The organism is Streptomyces sp. NPDC088915, from assembly GCF_044749825.1.
In the GTDB taxonomy this organism is placed as follows: domain Bacteria; phylum Actinomycetota; class Actinomycetes; order Streptomycetales; family Streptomycetaceae; genus Streptomyces.
Map to the genome: position 1 here is coordinate 157120 of NZ_JBIVIR010000012.1, position 16967 is coordinate 174086.

The window sequence follows — 16967 nt, forward strand, 5'->3', positions numbered from 1 at the left end:
ATCCATTACAGTTCACTGTATCGAAAGCGTGTCCGTCCCGAAGCCGGAGGAACGCATGTCCCGCTCCGCCCGCCCCCGCCCCGCCCGGCGCGTCGCTCCCGGCGTGGACCGTCTCGGGGACGACGTCGTCAACTTCTACCTGGTCGAGGAGGCCGACGGCCTGGTCCTCGTCGACGCCGGACTGCCGGCCCACCTGAAGCAGCTGCGCGAGCACCTGGCCGGCTCCGGCCGCTCCCTGACCGACATCCGCGCCGTGCTCCTGACCCACGGCCACCCCGACCACACCGGCCTGGCCCACACCCTCCGACAAGCCGGCGCCGACATCTGGGTCCACGAGCGGGACGCCGCGATCCTGCGCGACGGCCCGCGCAGCGCCCTGCGCCACGCCAAGCCGGAACGCTCCGCGCTGCCCTACCTCCTGCGCCGGCCCACCGCGATCACCACCCCGCTCCACCTCGCCCGCAAGGGAGCCTTCACCGCCCCCGCCGTCTCCGGGGTGCGCGACTTCGACACCGACCGGCGACTGGACGAGGTCCCCGGAGCACCACGGACCGTCCTGCTGCCCGGTCACACCCCGGGCAGCACCGGCTACCTCTTCCCCGAACGCGGACTGCTCTTCACCGGCGACGCCCTGGTCACCCACGACGGCCTGACCGGACACACCGGTCCCACCCTGGTCTGCCGCGGCTTCACCCACGACAGCCGCACCGCCCTGGCCTCCCTCGACCGGCTGGACGAGCTGGCCACCGCGACCCTCCTCCTGCCCGGCCACGGCCGGCCCCTCACCGGCAGCCCTCGCACCGCCACCCGCCGAGCCCGACAGACCGGCCCCCGCTGAACAGCGACGGAGGCGCCCCGCGAGGAGGTCAGGTCCGCGAACGGAGCCCACCCGGTCGGCGGCCGACCGCTCGGCCTTCAGCGAGAAGCGCTCAGCCTTCGCTGCGACGGATCGGCGCCCGTGAAGTGCGGGACGCCGCGCCCCCGGGGCGCGCCGCCGTGCGCCCTTCGGGGCGCGAGAGCGCGAACACGAGCACGTCACGGCGCTCGTCCCCGACTCGCAGCCACCCCTCCCGTACCCCTTCGCGCCGGAAGCCCGCGCGCTCGGCGACGCGTACGGAGGCGGTGTTCCACGGCTCGATGTGGAGGACCAGACGCGGGATGCCCAGCTCCCGCAGGGCCCAGTCGGCGACGGCGGCGAGACCGGCCGCGGCGGTGCCCCTGCCGCGGGCGGAGGCGACGACCCAGTACCCCAGGGCGACCTCCTCCCCGCCCTGCCAGAGACCGACGGTGCCGACGGGCCGCCCGTCGGCGTCCACGAGGACGAACGGGTACCCGGCCCCGGTCGTCGCCCTCCCCCACTGGCGCTCCACGAAGGCGCGGCCCCCGGCCTCGGAGTACGGGGAGGGCACGGTCGTGACGAGCGGGATGTACGGGTCCGCCGAGGCCTCGCGGACGAGGCCGAGGTCGGACATGCGCCACGGCCGGAGGGCGAGGCCGTCGCGGGCGACGAGGTCGGGCACGTGAAGGGATCGCTCCATGCGAACATCCTGCCGCCCCCCGTACGGACGCGGGCGAGTGGCCGTCCCGGCGCGGGAGGCCGAGGATCGGACCATGTTCAGCGGCGTGCACGTGACCTTCTACAGCCGGGACGCGGAGGCCGACCGCGCCTTCCTCCAGGACGTCTTCGGCTTCGAGCACGTGGACGCGGGGGGCGGCTGGCTCGTCTTCAAGCTGCCGCCCGCCGAGATCGCGATGCACCCCACGGCGGACGGGCCGCGGCACGAGGTGTACCTCATGTGCGACGACCTCACCCGCACCCTGACGGTCCTGGAGGACCGGGGGGCGGAGATCTCACGGGCCATCACCGAGCGGGGCTGGGGGCTGCTCGCGGCCGTCCGGCTGCCGAGCGGCACCGAACTCCCCCTCTACGAACCGCGTCACCCGACCGCGCACGACCTTTCACCCTGACGGCTCACCCCCGATCCGATCTTCATCTCATATCTGAGATAACGTGACGCCATGGCAGACGACTACCTCGTACGCATCGGCAAGCTCATCCGTGACGCCCGGCAGCACCGCGGCTGGACCCAGACGCAGCTCGCCGAAGCACTGGCCACGAGCCAGAGCGCCGTCAACCGGATCGAGCGCGGCAACCAGAACATCAGCCTTGAGATGATCGCCCGGATCGGCGAGGCCCTCGACAGCGAGATCGTGTCCCTGGGGTACTCGGGTCCCATGCACCTCCGGGTCGTCGGCCGACGCCGGCTCTCCGGCGCCATCGACGTCAAGACCAGCAAGAACGCCTGTGTCGCGCTGCTCTGCGCCTCGCTCCTCAACAAGGGCCGCACGGTCCTGCGCCGGGTCGCCCGCATCGAGGAGGTCTTCCGGCTCCTGGAGGTCCTCAACTCCATCGGCGTGCGCACCCGCTGGATCAACGAGGGCGTGGACCTGGAGATCGTCCCGCCGGCCGAGCTGGACATGGAGTCCATCGACGCCGAGGCCGCGATCCGCACCCGCTCGATCATCATGTTCCTCGGCCCGCTGCTGCACCGCATGGACCGCTTCCGGCTGCCGTACGCCGGCGGCTGCGACCTCGGCACGCGCACGATCGAGCCGCACATGATCGCGCTGCGCCGCTTCGGCCTGGAGGTCACGGCCACCGAGGGCATCTACCACGCGCAGGTCGAGCGCTCGGTCTCCCCCGGCCGCCCGATCGTCCTGACCGAGCGCGGCGACACGGTCACCGAGAACGCGCTGCTGGCCGCCGCCCGGCACGACGGCACGACCGTCATCCGCAACGCCTCCTCCAACTACATGGTCCAGGACCTCTGCTTCTTCCTGGAGGCGCTCGGCGTACGGGTCGACGGCATCGGTACCACCACCCTGACCGTGCACGGCGTGCCGCAGATCGACGTGGACGTCGACTACTCCCCCTCCGAGGACCCGGTCGAGGCGATGAGCCTGGTGGCCGCCGCCGTCGTCACCGAGTCGGAGCTGACGATCCGCCGGGTCCCGATCGAGTTCATGGAGATCGAGCTCGCGGTCCTGGAGGAGATGGGCCTCGACCACGACCGCTCGCCCGAGTACACCGCCGACAACGGCCGCACCCGCCTGGTCGACCTGACGGTCCGCCCCTCCAAGCTGGAGGCGCCGATCGACAAGATCCACCCGATGCCGTTCCCCGGCCTGAACATCGACAACGTCCCCTTCTTCGCGGCCATCGCGGCCACGGCGCAGGGCAAGACCCTGATCCACGACTGGGTCTACGACAACCGGGCCATCTACCTCACGGACCTCAACCGCCTCGGCGGCCGCCTCCAGCTCCTCGACCCCCACCGCGTCCTCGTGGAGGGCCCGACGCGCTGGCGCGCCGCCGAGATGATGTGCCCGCCCGCCCTCCGCCCCGCCGTGGTCGTCCTCCTCGCGATGATGGCCGCCGAGGGCACGTCGGTCCTCCGGAACGTGTACGTCATCAACCGGGGGTACGAGGACCTGGCGGAGCGGCTGAACTCGATCGGGGCGCAGATCGAGATCTTCCGGGACATCTGAGGGCCGCCGGGGAGGGGGCCGTACGCCCACCCCCCTCCCCTTCGGGCCGGGACCCGCGCGCGGCCCCGGGCGTCGTCGTCCGGGGCCGTCGTGGTCGTCAGCGCGGGTTCAGGTGGCCGTCGGGGTCGTGGAGTCGGGTGGGGTGGGCGGTGAGCATGGGGCGGACGGCGTGTTCCGGCATGCGGATGACCAGGGGGCGGGCGAGGGTCGTCTCGCGGGTCGCCGTCGCGGTGGTGCCGGAGCGGATCCTGCCCGTGACCCGGGCGACCGCCCTGACGTCCAGGGTGAACTGGACCAGGACCGACCTGCTCTTCGGCTTGTGGACCGGCATCGAGCCGGAGGAGTTCGCCGTGGCGTCGGTGGTGCCGCCCGAGCCGCCCGTGTTGGCCATGAGCTGGTTGAGCCGGAACTGGTCGGCGTTGAGGAGCCCGGCGCCCAGCAGGCCGCGGGCCGACCTGCCGTGGTCGGCGGCGCTCTGCCCGTCCCGCTGAGTGGGGCGCATGCCCTCCAGGTGGCTCTGGCCGATCGTCTCGAAGGCCATCTTGTCGCCCACGCCGAGGACCCGGCCGTCGCGCAGCCGGGCGTGCAGGGACGCCCGCAGGTCCTGGCCCTCCGCGCCGGAGGCGTGCACCGGGGGCAGGTCGGCGCCGGCCGAGGTGAGCAGGGGCAGGGCGGCGATCATCCACTCGGTGGAGACCGCCTCGTTCAGGGCGTACGCGGCGGCCTGACCCCGGTCGCGGAAGCGCGCCCCGCCGCCCGCCCCCCGGATCGCGGACGTCAGGAGCTGCCGTACCTGGGTGACGCCGTGGAATCCGTTGACCTGGGCCTCCATCGGCAGGCTCGCGCCGCTCGCGCGCCAGGCGGCCGGGTCGGCCGGAGCTCCCGGGTCGGGGGCGTGCGAGCCGCGGGCGACCGCCGCCACGTCCCGCGCCGGGAGTTCGGCCCGGGACAGCGCCTCCAGGTCGGCGCGCAGGACGCGGTGGGTGAGCGTCAGGCCGTCCAGCCGGGCGAGCGCCACCCGGGTGCCGCCCCGGTACAGCTCCAGGCTCGCCCGGACCGGCACCCGCATCCTCGCCACCGCCGCCGAACCGGCGTCCGCGACCGTCTTCATGCCGAGCTGGCCCCGGCTCACGGTGCCACGGCGCCGTGACGCGCCGGACGCGAGGGCGGCGCCGGCCGCTCCGCCGGTGCTCTTCACCTGCCCCGTCCCGCCGTCCGGTTTGCCGGAGCCCGCCAGGACGCCCTCGACGCCGGTGGTCGTGCCCTCGTCGTGGGAGGTGGCCCGCTGGGCGACGGCGGAGGTGATGTACTCCATGTCCCGCCGGTCCTTCGCGTCCCCGAGGAACGCGCCGTCGCCCACCCGGTCGACCTTGAACACCGCCCAGTGCGGGGTGCGGCGGCCGTCGAGGAGCTCGACGGTGACCCCGCCGTCCATGGCACCGGACAGCAGCCCCGCCGAGCCGTCCCGGTCCAGGACGCGCAGCAGCCGCCGCACGTTGTCGTTGCGGTCGTCGAGCTGCCGGCGGGGCAGCAGGGTGTCGGCCAGGTCCTGGCGCCGGGTGGCGACGAGCCCCGCCCGCAGCTGTGCGAGCAGCGGTACGAAGTCGGGGAGGTCCTCGATCGTGCCGAAGCCGAGGGGGAGTTCGCGGCGGAAGGCGGGGCCGGTGGTGGTGGTGGGCGGTGTGGCCGGGGAGGAGCCCTCCGGGCCGGTGGTCCGTTCGGTGGTCGTCCGTTCGGCGGCCGTTCGCGAGCTCTCCGCCGGGCTCTCCCCCTGCGGCGCGGACGACGCCGTGGAGGGCTGTGCGTCGGGCCGCAGGCGGCGGCGCAGCGCCTCGGGCAGTTGCTCCTCCGTCAGCCACACTCCGGTCGCCGCGGGGAGCGTCCGGGCGCCCGTGGCCACGTAGGGGCCGCCGCCGGTCACCTTGACCTCGGCCACCATGGTGACCAGCAGGTCGCACTGGACCAGGTGCAGCGGTCCCTTCTTCGGGGTGTGGGCGTTGCGTTCGACCGTGCCGGACAGGGCGTACGCCTCCGTGTCGCCCTCGCTCTTCGTGCGGAACGTCGACAGGCCCTGTCCGGCCCGCCACGTGGCACCGGTCTCCGATCCGGTCGCGCCCACCTGCACGGTGCTGCTGGTGCCCTGCCCGGTCTGTCCCGCCGACTGGTGGCCGCCGAGCACGAAGGTCTCGGTGCCCGGGCCCTCGGCGGTGTGCACGAACCTCGGGTTGGCGAGCGCGAGGCGGGTGCCGACCGCGCCGTCGAGGGCGGCCAGGCGGCGCGGATAGCGGAGGTTCTTCACGATCCAGCCGGAGGACGCGGCCTGCCGCAGGGCGGCCTGGACGGCCCGTTCGCCGAACCGTTCCTCGATCGCGAGCCGCGGCGCGAGCCCCTCGGTGGCGAGCGCCGGGTCCTCGCGCAGCCCCCGGTTCCGGGCGGCGGCCCGGGACAGCAGCGCGAAGGCGAGCTCCCGTACGGGCCGCGCGTCGACGGTCTCCACCAGCTGCCAGTCGCGCAGGACCGGCCCCGCTCCGGCGGCCGGGGCGAGACCGGCCAGGTCTCCGATGCCCTCGGCGGCGACGGTGGCGGTGGGCGACGGTGTCGTACCGGCCGCGAGCGCCGCGTCGGCCCGGTCCTTGCCCTCCTGGTCCAGGGTGAACTCGGCCGGTGTGAGGAGCCGTACGTCCTGGCTCCCCAGGTTCATGTACGTCAGCGTCTCGGCCTCCGGCACGTCCCGGCCCGGCGCGCCGACCGTGAGGCCGCGGGCGAGCTTGCGGGGCCGGGAGGTCATGGTGGCCTCCACGTCGAGGTGCAGGGCGGCGCGGAAGGCGGCGGCGGTGTCGGACCCGTTGGCGACGACGTCCGTACGGCCGGTGGGGCCCGCCTGGTTGCGGTGGGAGCCGGAGCTGTGCCGCTCGTAGCGGGCTCCGGCGGTCAGGACGCCGGGGATCAGCCGGGCCTGCCCGAGCACCAGGCCCCCGATCGAGCGCGAACTGCTGCGCCCGCTCTGCGCGCCGGCGCCCACGGTGGCGTGGCTGCGGACCGACCAGTCCTTGACGTCGCCCTCGTAGGCGGTGTCGCTCAGGCTGCCCCGGACGAGGACCTGCACGTCGTGGGAGTGCATCGTGGTCTTGCGGCGCAGCCGCACCCGGAGGCCGGTGGACAGCAACTGGTCCTTGTTGACCCGGAGGTTGGTCTCCGAGAGGGCGGCCGTCAGTTCGCGGTGGTTGCGCCGCTGGGCCTCGGCCTCCTCGTCGCCGATGCCGGGGGCGGGCGCGGTGGTGCCGAAGGCGGGCAGGTAGCCCGCGAGACGGGGGTCGGTGGCGAACATCCGCAGCACGGCGCGCACCATCGGCCCGGTGTCGACCTGGCTCAGGGCGACGCTCGATCCCTTCCCGTCGTACGGGAGATGGCGTTCCAGCTCCTGTTCCTCGCCGTTCTCGTCGACGCGCTTCGGCTTGCTCACGAAGTCCTCGGCGGTCACCCCCGCCGGCAGCGGCAGCCCGAACGAGCGGGCCTCGTCGGCGCGGAGGCTGATCCACACGTGCATGGTGTGGACGGCGACCCGGGTTTCGGGGCGCAGGATCGCCCGGACCGAGCGGGGTCCCGTGCCCTCGGCGGTGAACGTCACGGTCCCGGAGTAGAGCGCCTTCTCCCCCTTGACCTCGGCGCCCTGGCGGCTCGCGACGCTCTGCTCGGCCACCGTGAAGCGTGCCTTGCGGGCCGCCGCGACCGGCATGGCGGTGGCCCGGACGACGGCCGCGTTCGCCGCCGCCCCGACGCCGATCGCCGGGCCCAGGCCCGCCTGCACGGACCGGCCCTTGCCCGCGGCGTCGGTCACGGCGGTCTGGCCGTGCTGGTGGGTGCGCAGTTGGGTCCTGCCGGTGCCCCAGGCCGGGGAGAGGCCGGTGATCGCGGCGCGCAGCCGGTAGCCGCCGGCCGTCCTGCCGTCCTTGGAGTACAGGTCCTCGCCGGTCACGCCGTCGCGCAGCAGCCGGGGCAGGTCCTCCAGGACGGTCGCCGTGGAGGTCGCCTCGTACAGCCTGCCCCGGCCCGGCGCGCCGGGCTCGGTGAGCGAGGGGTGCAGCACGGAGGCGACGGCGTCGAACAGGCCTCGGCCCGAGCGGTGGGGCGCGGCGTCGTCGGTGACGGCGACCGGCGCCAGCGAGTCGGCGAGGGAGACGCGGCGGGCGGTGTCCGCGGAGACCGGCACCGGCGGGGCGGGGTCCTCGGTGCCCACCGGGACCAGGTGTTCGGTCGGCACGCGCTGGAGGAGCGTGCCGGAGTCCCGGAAGGTCTGCGCGTCGTCGGTGCCGTGCCGCCGGACGCGGACCTCGTAGCGGACCTGGCGGCGCACCTCGACCGTGCCCTTGTCGCTGCGCAGCACGCGGGGTTCGGCCACGGTCGTCTGCCGCCGGGACTCCCGGGAGGACTGCCAGGGCTGGGCGTTGAGGGTGGCTGCGCCGCCGAGCCACAGTCCGGGCGCGACGGGCGCGAGCCCGAAGGCGAGGCCGCCGGCGCCCTTGCTCGACGAGCCGCCGCTCGAACTTCCGACGGTGGCGGCCGAATTGTGGTGGACGTCGAGCTTGGTGTCCTTGCCCACCGGCTCGTCGAGGGCGGCCTGCGGCACGCCGTCGGTCCCCGCCGAGGCGGCGGACAGCAGGTCCTTCGGCTGGAAGACGGGCGGCCGGTCGGCGGGGGCCCGGGAGATCCGTACGGTGACGTCGTACGACTCCGTGCCCGTCCGGCCCTCCACGGCGAAGGCCCGTCCCTGTCCGTAGAAGCTCTCCGGGCGCCCGGCCAGCTCCTCCGCGATCTCCGCGACCGTGCCGTCGGCGTGCCCGACGGCCGCGGACACCGCGTGCCGGACGAACTCGTGGCCGGTCAGGCCGTACGTCGAGGAGAGACCGCCCGCCTGGAGCCGCAGCAGGTACGACGGCAGGACGAAGCCCGTCTCGGTGCGCTCCTCGATGTCCGGCAGCGCCGGACGGGCGCTCCGGTTCCGGTTCCTGCCCACGGCCCGTGAGGCGACCGCGTTGCCCGCGGTGCGCTGGAGGGAGAGCAGCGGGTGCGCGGCCCCGGCGGCGAGCGCGTCCGGGGGCGCGGTGCGGGGCGTCCGGTCCGCCCGCTCGGACGTGCCGGCCCTGTCGTCCCCTGACTGCTGCTGTGTCTGCACGGGGTCAACGTAGCCACCGGCGGGGCGGGGTACGGCCGGTCCCGCGCTTCCCGGCCGATTCGCCTTCTCCGCTCCCCGGTTGCTTCAACTCCCGTACTCCCGGCCGTCATCCAGGAGCGGAGGATCCGCTTCAGCTCCTCTGGAAGAACTCCACCTCCGCCAGGGCCAGATGACGTCCCCCGGACAGGTTCACCGGCGAACGCAGCGTCAGACGGACCGTCGTGGCGTCGCTGATCCCGGTCTGGACCGTGTGCGGGACCGGCTTGTCGCTGAGGGCGAGTTCCTTGACGTGGCGGGTGCCGTCCGCCGTCGTCACCTCCAGGTCCACCTGGAGCGCGCGCGCCTGGCGGGCGTACGCCTCCGGGGACGTGGACGCGCCGTTGGTGATGATCAGGTCGACCAGCCGGAACGGCTTGCGGAAGGTGTACGTCACCGAGGCGCCCGGCCCGGGGGCCGCCCAGTACTTGTTGTTCAGGCCGTCCGTGGTGTTGGTCGCGGGGTGCCCGGGGAGCGCTCCGCTCGCCTCGGTCCGTACGGGGGTGATGGGCGTGGCCTTGCCCAGCTTGTCCCGGACGTCCTCGATCAGGGCGCGTCCCGCGGGCAGCAGGAGGAACCCGGCGGCGCACAGCGCGAGCACGACCGCGAGGATCACGGTGAGGCGCACCCCCCGCCCCGAGCCCGCCCGCGTCCGGCGCCGGAACGGCCACATCGTCCGCCACCACGGCAGCGGCGCGGCCTTCGGCACCGGCCGCAGTTCCGCGGCGCAGCGCCGGCAGAACTTCCGCTCCGGCCGGTTGGGCGTCCCGCACGCCGGACAGGGCCGCCCGCTCCCCTCGTCCTCCACCGCCGCGGGCCGTACGACCGGGCGGGGCGCGACGGCCTTTGCCGGGAGCACGGGCAGGATCGGGTCGCGGGTGGGTGAGGAGGGCGTGGGCGGCGTGGGGAGCGTGGGAGTGCGCGGGGCGGTCGGGGAGGCGGGGACGGCGGGCGCGACGGGGGCGCCCGGGGGCCGGGAGGCCGTCCCCGAACCGGGTGCCGGGGCGGGCGCCGGGGCCGGGGCGGGTGTGGGTGCGGACGCCTGGTCGGCGGGACGTACGGGGTCCTCGGTACGTACGGAGTTCTCGGTACGTACGGGGTCCTCGGTGCCGGTCGGCGGGACGTCCGAAGTCCCGGCGCCCCGGGTCCGGGCGAATCGGGTCAGCGCCGCCCGGGCGAGGGCCGCCCGGGTCCGGGCCGCCGCCGTGTCCGGTGCCGGGGTGCCAGGTGCGGGGGCACCCGGTGCCGGGGTGCCGGGTGCCGGGGTGTCCGGTGCCGGTGCACCCGGTACCGGGGTGGCAGGCGCCGAGGTGTCCGGTGCCGGGACATTCGACGCCGGGGCGTCCGGCACCGAGGTACCGGCCTCCGGGGCGCCGCGCTCCCCCTCGTCGCCCGGCCCGGTGCGCGCCCCGGTCGGGGGGCCGGACGGCGCGCCGGAGGGGTCCGCGGGCGCCGGGGCTTCGCCGGGGACGATCGCGCCCGCCTCCCCGTCCGGACCCCTGCTCCCCCGCCCGCGGGTACGGGCCGGCCGGCCCGTACCGCCCGCCGGTGAGGGCCTGCTCTCGGGCCCGCCCGTACCGCCCGCCGGCGCGGGTGTGCTCTCCGGTCCGCCTCTGCCACCCGCCGACGCGGACGTGCTCCCCGGCCCGCCCGTGCCGCCCGCCGGCGCGCCCGTACCCGTCGGCCCGCCCGTACTCTCCGGAGTCCCCCCGGACGACGGCGTACCGCCCGCCGTCCCGGGTCGCGCGGGCTCGTCCGACCAGCCCAGATACGCGCCGCAGTTGCCGCAGAAGTCGTCGGCGGGGTCGTTGGCCGCCCCGCACGAAGGACACGCGCGCATGCGTCAGCTCCCTTCCTCGGCGGGCGGGTCGGTGACGACCTCCACCCGGAACGCGACGTGCACCGGGCACATGGCCCGGACGATCTCGTGGACCCGGTCCGCGTCCACCCGTCCGGCCCGCGCCCCTTCCGGGACGACCCGGACGAGCAGTTCGGCGTCGGGCTCCGGCGGGAGGTCGGAGCCCGCGGTGTCCGACCAGACCGCCCCGCCGTCGCCGACGATCTCGGCGCGCACGTCCAGGGCGAGGCGCAGGGCCTCGGCAAGGCCCCGTTTCGTGCCGCGCCACCGGTGCATTTCCACCGCGCGGGCGACCACCTCCCGGCGCAGCTCCAGGGGGCGGCGCGGATCGTCGGCGGCGCCCACCCAGGACGCCAGCCACACCAGGAAGTCCGGCGGCGCGAGGCGGGGGTCGAGGTAGGCGGGCAGGTTGTCGAGGGTGGAGAAGACCGGGGCGAGGACCGTGTCGAGGCCGGCGGTGAGGCGTTGCGCGAGGTCGTCGTCGGCGTAGAGCGCGGGCAGTTGCTCCCCGATGGGGTGCCTGCTGGGCAGCCCGGGTATCGCGGCGCGGCTCATCGTCCCTCCGGTCCGGTGGCGGACACGACCACCTGGTGCTGGTAGGAGAAGACCAGGGCGCCGGGGCCGACGTCGATGCGGTCCGCCGGGGCGCCGCGCCGGCCGGTGACCGGGTCGGCCGGGAACAGGCGGATCTCCTCGATCAGCGCGTCGCCCGTGGCGCGTTGCAGGACGCCGAAGACCTCGCCGTACTGGACGGGCCGTCCGAACGGCCACCCGGTGCCGTCCGGGCCGCCGGTCAGCGGGTTGAAGTGGCGGAACAGGGCGTCCAGGGCCGCCGTGCGGACCGCGTCGGCGTCGCCCGGGGCGGCGGCGAGGCGGGCGACCACGGTGACGCCCTGGTAGACCGGCGGCTCCACCACGAGGCGGGTGCCGATCAGGCGCCGTTCGTCGAGGCTCGCGGTGATCGCCGAGAGCACCTGCTCGCCGGGGATCATCTGCTCGAAGCGGAGCCGGTCGTCGCCCTCGTCGGCGACGGCGTCCGGGACCACCAGGACCCGTACCGCGCCAGGTGCGTCCGCGGCCGGCAGGCAGCGCACCCGGCGCACCGAGGGCGCGGCCTGGCGGCTGATGATCTCGTAGTCCTCGGCGGTCACCGCGCGGTCCTGCATGCGCAGCGTCTCCGGTGCGCGCAGCCGGGCGTCGCGCACGCTCTCCCCCGCGACGCCGCCGCGCGCCGCCTCCCGGTTGGTGACCCGGGCGACGTACGGGACGGAGCTGAGCAGGACGGAGATCGCGCCGCGGGCGACGTTGCCGGCGGGACCGCCGCCGGTGCGGTAGCGGGCGACCCGGATCCGCGCGCCCTTGGGCGGTACGGCGCCGCACTGCCGCAGGGTGCCGTCCGGTTCCCGCAGGGCCGGGGGGAAGGCGAACTCGCCGGTGGTGGCGTCCACCCGGACGTGCCGGTCGGCGGGGAGGGAGCGGCCGAAGTGCTCGACCACCTCCCAGCGCCGCCAGCCCTCCTCGGAGGACACCTCCACCACGGGCGGCCCGGCGTCGAGCAGGACCGGCGGCCGGGCGAGCCGGAAGGTCTGTCCCGCGACCCCCTCCGAGACGCCGAGCGGTACGTCGGTGACCGTCTCGGCGTGCTCGACCGCCATGGTGCCGCCGACGGTGAAGACCTCCGCCTCGCGGACCGTCGGGGACTCCGAGTAGAACGGCTGGCCCGGTTCCGCCTCGGTGACCCGGCAGCGCAGCCATCCGGCCCGGGTCCCGCCGATCACGGACGCCACGTGTCCGGCGGGCACGTGCACGACGACCTCGCCGGGCCGGTTGAGGCCGCCGGTGGTGTCGTCGCCGGTCTCGCAGGCCTGCCAGCCGCCGCCGTTCCAGGCCTCCCACACGAGCGGGGGCTGGCGCGGGTCGACGCCGACGCCCTCGACGCGGCTGTCGAGGCGTACGGCGACGATGCAGCGCGGCACCGCCGTGGGCAGCCCGAACAGCAGCGCGTCGCCGGGTTCCGGCGTGGCCTGGAAGCAGGGGACGTCGAGCCCCTCGGCGAGCATGCCGGTCCTGTCGTGCTGCTCGCCGGTCCGGGACGCGGTCACCAGGCGCGTCAGCTCGCTCGGCAGGACGCGCAGTTCGCCGGTGGTGGCGAACACCACGGCGTCGTCGGTCTCGCCGCCCGCGGTGGTCACCTCGGTGCCGGGCGGCAGCGTGACGGTGTCGGCCTGCGGGGCGGACAGCCAGAAGTCGACGTCGGCGGCGGCCGCGGTCGGCGGGAACAGCCGGATGCCGAGGAGGTCGAGGAAGGCGTGGTAGTTCTTGTCCGGGACCCGGTTGAGCCGGTACAGCAACTGGTCGACCAGGTAGGCGAACGTCTCGATCAGGGTGACGCCCGGGTCGGAGACGTTGTGGTCGGTCCACTCCGGGGCGCGCTGCTGCACGTACCGCTTCGCCTCGTCGACGAGCTGCTGGAACCGGCGGTCGTCCAGGTTCGGGGAGGGCAGGGCCATCAGTCGGCGACCGTTTCCTCGGCCCCCTCCTCGGAGGGGATCGTGTAGAAGGGGAAGACCAGGTTGCGCCGGTCGTTGGTGGAACGCAGGGTGTAGTGCACGTCGATGTAGAGGGTGCCGTCCTCGACCGCGTCGAAGGCGACGACCACGTCGTCCACGGTGATCCGCGGCTCCCACCGCTCCAGCGCCTCCCGCACCTGCTGCGCGACGCGGCCGGCGGTGGCGCCGTCGCCGGGGGCGAAGACGTAGTCGTGGATGCCGCAGCCGAACTCGGGGCGCATGGGGCGCTCGCCGGGCGCGGTGCCGAGCACCAGGCGGATCGCCTCCTCGATCTCCCGCTCCCGTTCGACGAGGGCGATGCCCCCGGTCGGTCCGACGCGCAGGGGGAATCCCCAGCCCCGGCCGATGAACCGCTCGCTCATCGCCCGCCTCTCGTCCGCGTGTTCATCACACGCCCCCGATCAGCACGTTGAACGCCCCGGTGAGGATCGTCGCGCCGCACGCCGTTTTGTCGCGGGCGCGCGCGGCCGGGAGTCCGCCGATGAGGACCTGCCCGGCGACGAGCCCGGCCGGGTTGGGCAGGATCACGTTGGCGGGTCCGAGGGCGGCGTGCGGCGGCACCACGCACGTGTGCAGGCTGCCGGTGACGGCGGCGGGACGGCCGCCGATGAGGACGGTCGCCACCGTCCTCGCGGCGGCGGGCGGCGGGGTGGCGACGACCCCGCCGTGGTCGGTGGGGTCGCCGGTACGGGCCGCGGCGGGCATGCGGAGCTCCTTTCACGAGCTTTCCGGTGGGAGTGGGTCAGTTGATCCGGACGAGTTTGGCCTTGAGGGTGGCGAGCAGGCCGCCGTCGACGGTGACGCCCGAGGCGCCGGTGACGTCCACCGTGCGGCCGCCGATCTTCACCCCGACCCGGCCGTTGATGTCCACGTTGCGGCCCGACACGCTCACGTTCCCGCGCCCCGCGTCCACGGTGATGCCCCGCTTGTCCATGACGAAGGAGCTGAGCACCTGCCGGCTCTTCCCCGCGTACACCGTCATCTCGATCCGGTCCCGCCGGTCGTCGAGGAAGACTTCGAGGCGCTCGTCGGCGGACATCAGCCGCACTCCGGAGCGGCCCGGCGCCCGCGCGTCGAGCAGCTCCACGCGGTGGCCCGAACGGGACACGAGGGAGCGGCGGTTGACCTTTCCGGTGGTCTTGTCGATGAGGGGCACGTCGTGCGGCGAGGGCTTGTCCACGCCGTTGTAGAGCCCGCCGATGACGTACGGGCTGTCGAGGAGGCCCTGTTCGAAGCCGACGAGGACCTCGTCGTTGACCTCGGGGCTCACCACGCCGCCGCCCCCCTTGCCGCCCCACTGGACCGTGCGCACCCAGTCGGTGACGTAGGTGTCGTCCAGCCAGGGGAACCGCAGCCGCACCGAGCCGCTCTCGGCGCCGCCCGTCTCGCGCACGTCCGTCACCACGCCGATCGCGAGGCCCGGCATGCGCGGCCCCCGGGACGGCGCGTTGGCGCCGGTGACCAGTCCGGTCAGGGAGCGGTCGGGGCTGGCGCTCACCCACACCGTCGTGCGGTAGCCGCCGTGCGGTTCGAGGACGTGCTGCACGGCCGTCGCCGTGTACTTGCCGGAGAACGCCCCGCCGACGTTGCCGAGCGCCACGGGCTTGCCCGCGCGCAGCGTCGGATTGCCCTCGACCAGCGCCTCCAGCTCGCCGAACCCGGCGCTGACCTGTCCGGCGACCGCGTCCGCGACCGCCTTCGTCTCGGCCTGGGTGCGGTACGGGGTGTCGGTGACGGTCAGCTTCGACGTACCGAACCGGGCGGCGAACGCCGGGCTCAGTCCGGGCACGACGGTGTCGCTGTCGACCGAGGGCTTCCGGGCCACCAGGGGCCGCTTGGTGGTGACGTCCCAGCCGCGCACCTCCACCTGCTGCGCCCCGTCCGCCGCCGACAGGGAGGCCCGCAGCGCCAGCAGGTTGCGCCCGTACTCCAGGACCAGCGGGTCGCGGGCGGCCGAGGTGGACGGCGAGGGCGCCCCGGACGCCTTCTTCGGCTTGGTGAACTGGAGCAGCCCCTTGTCGTCGACGCGCACCTGCGCACCGCTCTCGGCGGCCAGGAACTGGAGGAAGTCCCAGTCGGAGACGTTCGCCTGGGAGAGCTGCTTGTAGGTGACGGGCGCGGCCTCGACGGTGCCGCAGGCCAGACCCGCGCCGGCGGCCACCTTGCGGACGATCGCCGCCGCCGTCATGTTCCGGTACGCCACCACCTTCCGGCCGCGCTGGAGCCGGTGCGCCTTGGAGTAGGCGCGCACCACGGTGAACGAACCGGTGCGGTCCCGGTCCGCCTCCAGGGCCGTGACCTCGCCGTCGAAGAGCCGCTCGCGGGCCTGTCCGGTCACGGTGACCACGGAGACCCGGAGGGGGGTGCCGATGGTGATGCCGGTCTTGCGCAGAAACTCGTGGTCGGGGTCGCGGAAGGTGAGCACGGCCGCGTCCGGCAGCCCCACGTTCTCGTCGATCACACAGCTCACCAGCTGGGCCGCCCAGACCGGCGGGAGTTCTCCGGGCGTCTCCACGATCGGGTCCGCCGCGAACGACCGGCCGTCGCGCGCGCCGCCCGTCACCGCTCCTCCCCGGCGCCCGCGTCGCTCAGGGCCGGCACGACCAGTTCGGTGCCGGGCACGAGCGCCATCGGGTCGTCGATGTCGTTGGCCTCCGCAATGACCCGCCAGGCCGTCGCGTCGCCGTACTCCCGCCAGGCCAGCAGGGCCAGGCTGTCGCCGGCCACGACGACGTGCGTGCTGCGTCCGGTGCGCGCGCCGGACGTCGGGTTCTGCCCGGCGGGGCCGACGCTCGCCTCCTCGATGGAGAGCCGGCAGGTGGCCCGCAGCGGCTTGCCGTCCACGTCGAACAGCGTGTACGACACGGACAGGTTGGAGAGCACGCCGTCGAAGGACGTGGTGCGCGCGCTGCCCCACTCGAACCGCACCCAGGGGCTGGCGGGCTTCTTGCGGCCCAGGCTGGCCTTGGTCGGCACGCACGCCTTCATCAGCTTCTCCACCGCCTGCTCCACGGAGTTGTCGTGGGTGGCGGTGGCGTCCAGGAACACTTCGAGGCTCAGCTCGCGCGGGCCGCTGCCGACGAACTCGGGCAGGGAGGACTCCTCCGCCATCCGGGACGGGGAGCGCCGCCACTCGGTGGTCTTGCGCAGCTCCAGGGTGGAGGGGTTGAACTGGAGGTCGAGGCGTGCCAGCGTCCCGCCGGGCTTGGCGCCGACGGAGGCCGGGGGCTCCTTCAGCGTGAGCTGGGCCCTGGCCCGGCTGGCTCGGGACACTGGGGACATGACGGGGGTTCCTTTCCGGGGAACTGGCGGGTGGCGGGGGGGGCAGGGGCGCGTCAGGAGGGCCGGAGTCCCTCGTGGGCGATCTCCAGGGTCTCCACCGCCGCCTGCGAGCTGCTGGGGTCGAAGGAGGGGCCCTGCCAGCGCACCGGGACGATCCCGAACACCTGCCAGCTGATGATCCGGCTCAGGTCCGGTCTGAGGGCCACGATCTCTCCGTCCTTGGGCTCCACGCGCTTCAGCGTCTCGTCGAGCCAGCGGGCGATCTTCGCCGTGTCGGCGGTGACCGGCCGGGTCAGCGTGATGTTCGACCAGGTCACCCGGCCGGGCAGTTGCCAGGTGAAGCCGTTGTTGCCGCCCTCCGCGTAGCTCTCCATCTCGACTTCGGCGCCCATGCCGGAGCAGGTGTGGAAGGCGCCCAGGTCGTTGCCGCCGATCGCGAGCCGGAAGAACACGCTGCTCGCGAAGATGTTGTCCGTCATCGGTCCGTCATCCGTTCCGC

Annotated in this window: 13 protein-coding genes; 3 read left to right on the forward strand and 10 right to left on the reverse strand. The window is 74.6% G+C overall.

The features are described from left to right. The first annotated feature begins 55 nt into the window (after positions 1-55). On the forward strand, positions 56-838 hold the full coding sequence (locus ACIP5O_RS22725) for an MBL fold metallo-hydrolase (protein ID WP_401296109.1): 783 nt from the start codon (positions 56-58) through the stop codon (positions 836-838). Between the two features lie 91 nt (positions 839-929). Here ACIP5O_RS22725 and ACIP5O_RS22730 read toward each other — a convergent pair whose 3' ends face one another. Next, positions 930-1538: a GNAT family N-acetyltransferase gene (locus ACIP5O_RS22730; RefSeq protein ID WP_401296111.1), complete on the reverse strand. Its 609-nt coding sequence runs from the start codon at positions 1536-1538 to the stop codon at positions 930-932. A gap of 73 nt (positions 1539-1611) precedes the next feature. On the opposite strand from ACIP5O_RS22730, the gene ACIP5O_RS22735 reads away from it, so the two are divergent. Both ACIP5O_RS22735 and ACIP5O_RS22740 read left to right on the forward strand, forming a co-directional pair. After that, on the forward strand, positions 1612-1968 hold the full coding sequence (locus ACIP5O_RS22735) for a VOC family protein (RefSeq protein ID WP_401296113.1): 357 nt from the start codon (positions 1612-1614) through the stop codon (positions 1966-1968). 51 nt (positions 1969-2019) lie between these two features. Then, entirely contained in the window at positions 2020-3549 is a 1530-nt protein-coding gene (locus ACIP5O_RS22740) for a UDP-N-acetylglucosamine 1-carboxyvinyltransferase (RefSeq protein ID WP_356547399.1), read from the forward strand. A gap of 97 nt (positions 3550-3646) precedes the next feature. On the opposite strand, the gene ACIP5O_RS22745 is transcribed toward ACIP5O_RS22740, so the two are convergent. The 9 genes from ACIP5O_RS22745 to ACIP5O_RS22785 form a co-directional block, all read right to left on the reverse strand. Beyond that, the gene (locus ACIP5O_RS22745; protein WP_401296116.1) at positions 3647-8722 is read right to left on the reverse strand and encodes a hypothetical protein; all 5076 of its coding nucleotides are present in this window, start codon (positions 8720-8722) and stop codon (positions 3647-3649) included. A gap of 130 nt (positions 8723-8852) precedes the next feature. Continuing rightward, a complete protein-coding gene (locus ACIP5O_RS22750) occupies positions 8853-9617 on the reverse strand; it encodes an NADase-type glycan-binding domain-containing protein (protein ID WP_401296118.1) in 765 nt (254 codons plus the stop codon). 984 nt (positions 9618-10601) lie between these two features. Beyond that, positions 10602-11171, reverse strand: a complete 570-nt coding sequence (locus ACIP5O_RS22755; RefSeq protein WP_401296120.1) for a phage tail protein — start codon at positions 11169-11171, stop codon at positions 10602-10604. Then, positions 11168-13126 carry a putative baseplate assembly protein gene (locus tag ACIP5O_RS22760; RefSeq protein ID WP_401296122.1) on the reverse strand — a complete coding sequence of 653 codons (1959 nt, stop codon included), beginning with the start codon at positions 13124-13126 and terminating at the stop codon, positions 11168-11170. Before ACIP5O_RS22760 ends, ACIP5O_RS22755 begins: the two co-directional genes overlap by 4 nt. Further along, positions 13126-13548: a GPW/gp25 family protein gene (locus ACIP5O_RS22765; protein WP_356547391.1), complete on the reverse strand. Its 423-nt coding sequence runs from the start codon at positions 13546-13548 to the stop codon at positions 13126-13128. Before ACIP5O_RS22765 ends, ACIP5O_RS22760 begins: the two co-directional genes overlap by 1 nt. Before the next feature lie 25 nt (positions 13549-13573). After that, the gene (locus ACIP5O_RS22770; protein ID WP_401296124.1) at positions 13574-13891 is read right to left on the reverse strand and encodes a PAAR domain-containing protein; all 318 of its coding nucleotides are present in this window, start codon (positions 13889-13891) and stop codon (positions 13574-13576) included. A gap of 37 nt (positions 13892-13928) precedes the next feature. Next, complete coding sequence (locus ACIP5O_RS22775; RefSeq protein WP_401296126.1) at positions 13929-15749, reverse strand: VgrG-related protein; 1821 nt, start codon at positions 15747-15749, stop codon at positions 13929-13931. Further along, positions 15746-16468 carry a LysM peptidoglycan-binding domain-containing protein gene (locus ACIP5O_RS22780; RefSeq protein WP_356547385.1) on the reverse strand — a complete coding sequence of 241 codons (723 nt, stop codon included), beginning with the start codon at positions 16466-16468 and terminating at the stop codon, positions 15746-15748. Before ACIP5O_RS22780 ends, ACIP5O_RS22775 begins: the two co-directional genes overlap by 4 nt. Before the next feature lie 53 nt (positions 16469-16521). Then, positions 16522-16947 carry a phage tail protein gene (locus tag ACIP5O_RS22785; protein ID WP_121833617.1) on the reverse strand — a complete coding sequence of 142 codons (426 nt, stop codon included), beginning with the start codon at positions 16945-16947 and terminating at the stop codon, positions 16522-16524. Between the last annotated feature and the right edge of the window lie 20 nt (positions 16948-16967).

Bases quoted from the DNA above. Each gene is read 5' to 3' on its own strand.
- ACIP5O_RS22725 (WP_401296109.1), top strand. From the start codon at position 56: ATGTCCCGCTCCGCCCGCCCCCGCCCCGCCCGGCGCGTCGCTCCCGGC.
- ACIP5O_RS22730 (WP_401296111.1), bottom strand. From the start codon at position 1,538: ATGGAGCGATCCCTTCACGTGCCCGACCTCGTCGCCCGCGACGGCCTC.
- ACIP5O_RS22735 (WP_401296113.1), top strand. From the start codon at position 1,612: ATGTTCAGCGGCGTGCACGTGACCTTCTACAGCCGGGACGCGGAGGCC.
- ACIP5O_RS22740 (WP_356547399.1), top strand. From the start codon at position 2,020: ATGGCAGACGACTACCTCGTACGCATCGGCAAGCTCATCCGTGACGCC.
- ACIP5O_RS22755 (WP_401296120.1), bottom strand. From the start codon at position 11,171: ATGAGCCGCGCCGCGATACCCGGGCTGCCCAGCAGGCACCCCATCGGG.
- ACIP5O_RS22760 (WP_401296122.1), bottom strand. From the start codon at position 13,126: ATGGCCCTGCCCTCCCCGAACCTGGACGACCGCCGGTTCCAGCAGCTC.
- ACIP5O_RS22765 (WP_356547391.1), bottom strand. From the start codon at position 13,548: ATGAGCGAGCGGTTCATCGGCCGGGGCTGGGGATTCCCCCTGCGCGTC.
- ACIP5O_RS22770 (WP_401296124.1), bottom strand. From the start codon at position 13,891: ATGCCCGCCGCGGCCCGTACCGGCGACCCCACCGACCACGGCGGGGTC.
- ACIP5O_RS22780 (WP_356547385.1), bottom strand. From the start codon at position 16,468: ATGTCCCCAGTGTCCCGAGCCAGCCGGGCCAGGGCCCAGCTCACGCTG.
- ACIP5O_RS22785 (WP_121833617.1), bottom strand. From the start codon at position 16,947: ATGACGGACAACATCTTCGCGAGCAGCGTGTTCTTCCGGCTCGCGATC.